Raw genomic sequence first — 6,000 nt, forward strand, 5'->3', positions numbered from 1 at the left:
ACTGACCCAGGAATCGGTGGACTTGGGATAGCCCTTCGGGTACCGGCTCATACCGGAGGCAGCGACCGGCCATCGCAGCGCTTGGACACCACTGCGGGGGCAGTAGTACCGGCGCCGACCGCGACTCGACCGGTCTCCTCCTGCCCCCCAAGCGGAGCTGCGGATTTAGAACAGCATCGAGAGGCCTGGCGGTACGCCATCGGCGCTCAATCTGGAAATCCGGGCGAATTACCGCGCGGTCCCGGGAGGACGGTCAGCGGCGCCGTTCCGTAGCCAGCCCCCCGTACGTCCTGCCACGAAGCCAGCACCGAGGGCCCCTGAACGGCTCTAGGCCGTCAGAGATCCCCCTCGCCCTTCCCTTATAGGGCCGCGTCCACGCGAACGTGCATCTCGAGCGAAAGGCAGACGATGACTCCTGCTCGCACTAGGCTCCGAACCGCTTGTACTCTCGGGAGCGTTCTCGCCCTTGCCACCATAGGCTGGGCCGGTCCCACCTACAAGTCGTCAGCGGCCGGCCGGGGCGACAACACCACAGTGACCGAGGTATCCAGCCCGGCTGAGTACGTCCAGGCCCGGCAAGAAGGCAGAGCCGCCGCCCGGGGCGCGCTGATATACGGGTCGCTTCACAGCCGCGGCCCCGACGCGTCAGGAGGCAAGGTGCTGGATGTCAGGGAGTGGGGTACCGCCGACCGTTCTCGCGTGCAGCTGTGGGATTACCGCACTGACGGAATGTGGAAAACCAACGCTGGTACCTCAACGACAGGGGAACAAGCGAGGGGTATCCGGTGGTGACCATCGAGAACGCGAATGCCTCGGGGAAATGCCTAGACGAGTCCCGTGACCGGCCACCCGCCAACGGTACCGCCGTCTACATTTACGGCTGCGCCGAAACCAGTAACCAGAAGTGGCGGCTGGTGGACCGCAGCGACGGCTACTTCTGGATCGAGAACCTGTACGACCGTCGCTGCCTCGACGTGGCGAACTACAGCTGGACCAACGGGGCCACCATCCAAGTCTGGTCCCGCCTCAATGGCTGGAACCAGGGATGGGAGTAGCAGGCCTGAGCGCACTCACGTGGGCCTGCATATAGCCGTCGGTGAGCGTCCTGCCGAAGTGCATCTGTCAGGTTGAAGGCGATTCATGAAAATGGGTCCTGTACGCAATGTCGTGACGTGCGGCGTGCAGTGCCACCCGGGCCAGGTCCACACGAGACAGCTGACGCTTCGCAGGGGCCATATGGCCGATGGGGGTGTTCGTCCCCCATCGGCCATCCCGGCCTACCGGCGTCCCACAGCCATCAGCGAGCTGCGGCTGGCGCCCGCCAGCTTCTGGATGCCTTGATCTCCTGGCCTGACCTGCGGCAAGGAGTAGGCCGCCCCGACCTTCGGCCGCGGCGGCGCTGGCGACCGTGTGACGCCCGGTATGGTCACCCTCCCGAGAATTCGAACGCGCATTCTATGAGCCGCGGCGAGAGACGCCTACAGCTTCCCTATCTCGGGTCCCGAGGAAGCGTCAGCCACATGAGGCAAGTGCCACCCCATGCTTACAGGTATCCGAGGGTTTTCAGGCAAGTGCGTCACGGTGGGGTGCAACCTCGGTTCGGTCGAAACTAGCTGCAAAGCGCACGTCGCCCCGGCTGGTATCCGGAAGAGTCAGCCTGCACGCGGCTGGCTGGAAAGTGATCAACCAGCGGCCGCGGCGGCGTGGCTGGGACTGCCCGAGCAGGCCCCCCGCACCGCTACGGGCGCGGAGAATGATCGCGGTCACTGTGGGAAGCATCCGCCCGTTCGTGTGGGCGCAGACAGGGTAGGCAGCTTACGCCGCTGCGAGTACGGACCGACTGCCAGGAGAGTGCTGAAGCCGTAGAGAGTGGTCCTTCTCGAGGAGGAGCGGGCTACCGGCGCCCCTCGTCGGGAAGCTTGATTCACAGATCGTTCCATTTACGCGCGTTGGCCGAAGTGCTCCACTATCACCATGGAGCCGCAGACCGCAGCACTCAGCGCCATCCCCCCGACTTTACGGGTGATCACCCAACGGCTCGCAGCTGGACCGAAGAACTACGCCCGCGTCGGTGGCGCCGAGGCCATGGACGCGATGATCCGTGACCTCAACACCCTGGTTTCGTATCGGAACACCACGTTGATCCCAGATGAGATCGCAGCACTTGACGGGGTGATCGAAGGCTCCGTGCGTAACTTCTACACCTCATGCCATCGAGAGGTGTGGTGGACCTCAAGAGACGTTGCCCAGAGCGGGTGGTGGGACCGCCAAACGTTCGAGCGCCTGGAAGCGTTCCGGCGTGGCAACGGGATGACACCGTCCTGGTGGCGACCGCTTCGGAAGCTCAGCGACAACAATGACCTACGGCGCGTCGCCGAACTGTGCGTGCTTGGCGACATCGACCGCCGCTGGCGGAACTGGTGGCTTGACGACCGCCATGCCGTCGTCTCCGCGGTCAACCTCCTGGCATTTCCCGTGTCGATACCGGTTGCCTTGATCTGGCGCGGATTGAGGCTGCGCACGCGTTCGAGGAAGATGGTCGAGGCCTTCCGGGATCGCCAGAAAGGCAACCGGACGCCGCGGGATCAGATGCCCGAGCGGGTCGACAACGTCTACGGATACTGGAGCTGGTCCAACATCGCCAACCAACGCACAATTGAATCCCGGGAAGCCGAGCTGCTCGGGATCTCGGCACCATCCACGCCAGCTCACCGCCCGACCGACGCGGCGCCTGACACAGCGGTCGTTCCAGCCCGGCCGCGGACGATTCCGCCCTCGACCAACGCGGCGCCTGCCTCAGTGGTCGTTCCAGCTCCGCCAGCGAGTCCGCGATGGGCCCAGTCCGCCGCGAGGTGGTGGCAAGACCTGACCAACCCCTCGCCCGAGCGCACCGAGGTCATCGAGACGGAATTGCCGGAAGAGATGGTGATCGAGTGGCTGCGCCGCAACAACCCCTCGATGTCGGAAGACGAGGCGACCGAGTGGCTGCGCCGCAACACCAGCGACACCGAGCAATGACAACAGGGCGCATCCCTCTGGCGTGTGAGCTGCCGACCAGCAGTCGTGAAGCACGGTTACTACATGCCTCACGTGCCAGGATGCCTACTCTGCTGTCTGACCTGTGCACTCATCTTGACAACCCTAGATAACTGGGGCAGTGACGTACTGCTCGCCGTCGGCCTCCTCGGCGAGCTTGTCCAGGTCGGCGATCAGGTACCGCCCGCCGCGCCCGGTCGTGATGCGGCCCTCGCGCCCCATGCGGTCCAGGTCGCTCCAGTGCCAGCCGATCCGCTCCGCCGCGGCGTCGCGTGGCAGGCTCGCCGCCTCCCACGCCAACCGGTCGGTGACCACCGACCGCACCAGGTCGACATTGAGGGCGCGCGCGGCCGCCGTGGAGTACATCGGCCACCCCTTGTAGGAGTCGACCGCGACCAGGTGCTCCTGGTCGACCAGCTCGTCAACGTCCGTGCCGGTGACCGGCTCGCCGGTGTGTTCGGCGAGCCGGCCCGCGATCCGTCGGGCACCCAAAGCCTTGGGCAGGGGCGGTTCCTGCTGGGTGGTCACCGCGGTGGTCTCGGTCGTGGTGTCCGTCATGCCTGTACCTCCGGGGTCTCGGTCGTGGTGGGAAGGGCCCGGCGCCGGGCGGCGGGCCAGATGAGCTTGAGGCCCTCCATGCGGCCCTACTGATGTCGACGTTGGCGTCCGTCACCTCGTAGGGCGGGCTCCGGGGCTGGTCGATCCGCGGCGAGGCGGTGGGCCAGGGGATGCCGGGCCGGTCGGGCTCGATGTAGCCGCTGAACTCCTCGTAGTCCGCGCCGCCGCTCCAGGGCAGCGCCGGATTGTGCGGCGCGGCGCCGTACACGGTGATCGTCGGGCCTCCGGTGAAGGCCACGGTGGCGGGCGGCCGGTACGGGGCGGGCTCGGGGAGCTTGTCCAGGTCGCACAGCCACTGCTCGGCGGCGCGCAGTTGACGACGGCCGCGCGGCCGACTCCGGCCATGCGGGCGATCTGGGCGAGGTTCACCTCGTCCTCGTCGGGGTGGGTCAAGGGATCGTCAAAGAGTCGTAGGGCCCGGGTCGGTGGGTGCTGGGGGCCTTCATCGGCCCCCAGACCCCCGCTCCCCCCGGCACCGACCGGCGCGGGCCCCGGAGAATCAAACGCGAATACATTTTCTGCGTGGTAAGGGGCACCTACGGCTTCCCTGACGACCTCGCGCAGGCCAGAAGGAGCTGGTGCAGCCGCACTCTGGAGCCGCAGCGGACGCCACTGTTACGCGGCCAGACAGGCGGCCAGCGCGCCCCCGCGCCACTCCGCCGTCATCCGTTGCACGGGGTGCCGATGCCCAGCACAAGATGAACAGACCGGTACATTTAATTCTCGGGGTGGGCGCCCGGTGGCCGCGGGGACACCTTGGAAGACGAGGCAGATTCAGGGAGATCCGCGTGCCGCTCACGACCGCTGCGACACACCTGTCCGCGCGCCCGTACACGGACGGCGACCAGAAGGCGGTGCTCGCCCTGATCAACGCTGATCGGCTGCCCGGGCAGCCCGAGACCACGCCAGGGATGCTGACCGAGGCGCTAGCGGGCCGTTCCCCGGTGGACAGCGGCTGGTGGGCCGAGTTGGATGCGCCGGTCACGGACGTGCTCCAGAACAGCGGCGGCCAGGTGCTGGGGGTCGTCTCCTACGCGACACGGCCCAGGGACGGAGCCGGACTCATCCTGTGGCTCCACTGCCTGGAAGAGGACCAGGCCCTCACTGGGGCGCTGATCGATCGGGTGCTTGACCGGCTGGGCCGGCGCACCGTCTACGCCTTCGAGTTCGCCTCCGCCCTTTCCCTAGGGCTGGAGGGCCTGCCGGTGCGCAACCGTCCGGCGACCCGTAGGGCCCTGGAGGCTGCGAGGTTCTCCGGGGAAGACCTGTGGCGCTACATCCACCGCCGCCTCGACCAGGAGGAGGCGGCGGGCACGGGCGGGCCGCGTCTGTACCCGGTCGCGGAGGTCGCGCCGTGCCATGAGCGGGACGGCTGGCAGCTGACCCTGCGTGACACCGACGGCACCCCGGCCGGGGAGGCCACTGTCGGCCGCCCGGTGGACGGGGTCGGGGTGCTGTGGTGGATCAGCACCGAGGCGTCCCGCCGACGCCGGGGCCTGGGCCGCGGCCTGCTCGCGCAGGCGCTCCAAGTTCTGGCCGATCACGGCGCGCGGGAGGTCATAGCCTACGTCGATGACGACGCCCCGCCCGGCGACCCGGAGCGGGACCGCACCGCGGCCAACCGCCTGTACGACGCGGCAGGCTTCACCGAGGTCGACCGCCTGTGGTCCTTCACCCGCCGGCCCTGACCGGTGCCCTCAGCCCACCGCGGCCCCCGCAGGGCGTAGCGGGACTTTGGGGACTGGCGTCAGCCGGTCTGGACATGGTGGCGCACCCGGGCACGTTGCCGTCGGTCTCCCGCGCGTCGGCGGGCACGCATCCCGCTGAGCGTGGACGAGCTGGCCCCCGCTGCCGGCGCGGGACCATCCCCGCATGCGCGGAGAGCAGCGGTCGGACTTCCTGGATGCTGCGCTGGACGCGGCACCATCCCCGCATGCGCGGGGAGCAGCGTCGAAACGCGTCACGGAGTGGGCTCGGGGACCATCCCCGCATGCGCGGGGAGCAGTGCGCGGCCGGGCTGGTAGACGGTGACGCGGGGGGACCATCCCCGCATGCGCAGGGAGCAGGTCGTGGCGGAGGTCTCCGGCGCCCCGGAGATGGGACCATCCCCGCATGCGCGGGGAGCAGAGGCTGGGCCATGGCCCAGCGAACGCCTGATAGGGACCATCCCCGCATGCGCGGGGAGCAGCCTCTGCGGCTTACAGCATGGCGACGCACCTGGGACCATCCCCGCATGCGCGGGGAGCAGACTTCGCGACCTGGGGCTTTATCGCGGGACAGCACGGGTTTCGAGCACTATCGTCGAATCCGGCAAGAGGCATGAAGAGAGCATTTAGGGAAGTATCA

Annotated in this window: 4 protein-coding genes and 1 CRISPR repeat array; of the genes, 3 read left to right on the forward strand and 1 reads right to left on the reverse strand. The window is 68.1% G+C overall.

The features are described 5' to 3' along the window. Positions 1-731 precede the first annotated feature (731 nt). On the forward strand, positions 732-1,055 hold the full coding sequence (locus tag ACTWQE_RS14520) for an RICIN domain-containing protein (protein ID WP_443329331.1): 324 nt from the start codon (positions 732-734) through the stop codon (positions 1,053-1,055). Between the two features lie 919 nt (positions 1,056-1,974). Continuing rightward, positions 1,975-3,018 carry a hypothetical protein gene (locus tag ACTWQE_RS14525; protein WP_443329332.1) on the forward strand — a complete coding sequence of 348 codons (1,044 nt, stop codon included), beginning with the start codon at positions 1,975-1,977 and terminating at the stop codon, positions 3,016-3,018. Between the two features lie 123 nt (positions 3,019-3,141). Here ACTWQE_RS14525 and ACTWQE_RS14530 read toward each other — a convergent pair whose 3' ends face one another. Next, positions 3,142-3,594, reverse strand: a complete 453-nt coding sequence (locus ACTWQE_RS14530) for a hypothetical protein (RefSeq protein WP_443329333.1) — start codon at positions 3,592-3,594, stop codon at positions 3,142-3,144. An 848-nt stretch (positions 3,595-4,442) separates the two neighbouring features. Here ACTWQE_RS14530 and ACTWQE_RS14535 point away from each other — a divergent pair. Then, positions 4,443-5,342 carry a GNAT family N-acetyltransferase gene (locus tag ACTWQE_RS14535; protein WP_443329334.1) on the forward strand — a complete coding sequence of 300 codons (900 nt, stop codon included), beginning with the start codon at positions 4,443-4,445 and terminating at the stop codon, positions 5,340-5,342. 170 nt (positions 5,343-5,512) lie between these two features. Further along, a CRISPR array of direct repeats spans positions 5,513-5,902; the repeat unit is 29 nt; unit sequence GGGACCATCCCCGCATGCGCGGGGAGCAG. The last annotated feature ends 98 nt before the right edge of the window (positions 5,903-6,000 follow it).

Origin of the sequence: Streptomyces sp. 8N706 (assembly GCF_052245415.1) — a bacterium.
Taxonomy (GTDB): Bacteria; Actinomycetota; Actinomycetes; order Streptomycetales; family Streptomycetaceae; genus Streptomyces.

Excerpts from the sequence above, each read along its gene's own strand:
- ACTWQE_RS14530 (WP_443329333.1), bottom strand. The coding sequence starts at position 3,594 with ATGACGGACACCACGACCGAGACCACCGCGGTGACCACCCAGCAGGAA.
- ACTWQE_RS14525 (WP_443329332.1), top strand. The coding sequence starts at position 1,975 with ATGGAGCCGCAGACCGCAGCACTCAGCGCCATCCCCCCGACTTTACGG.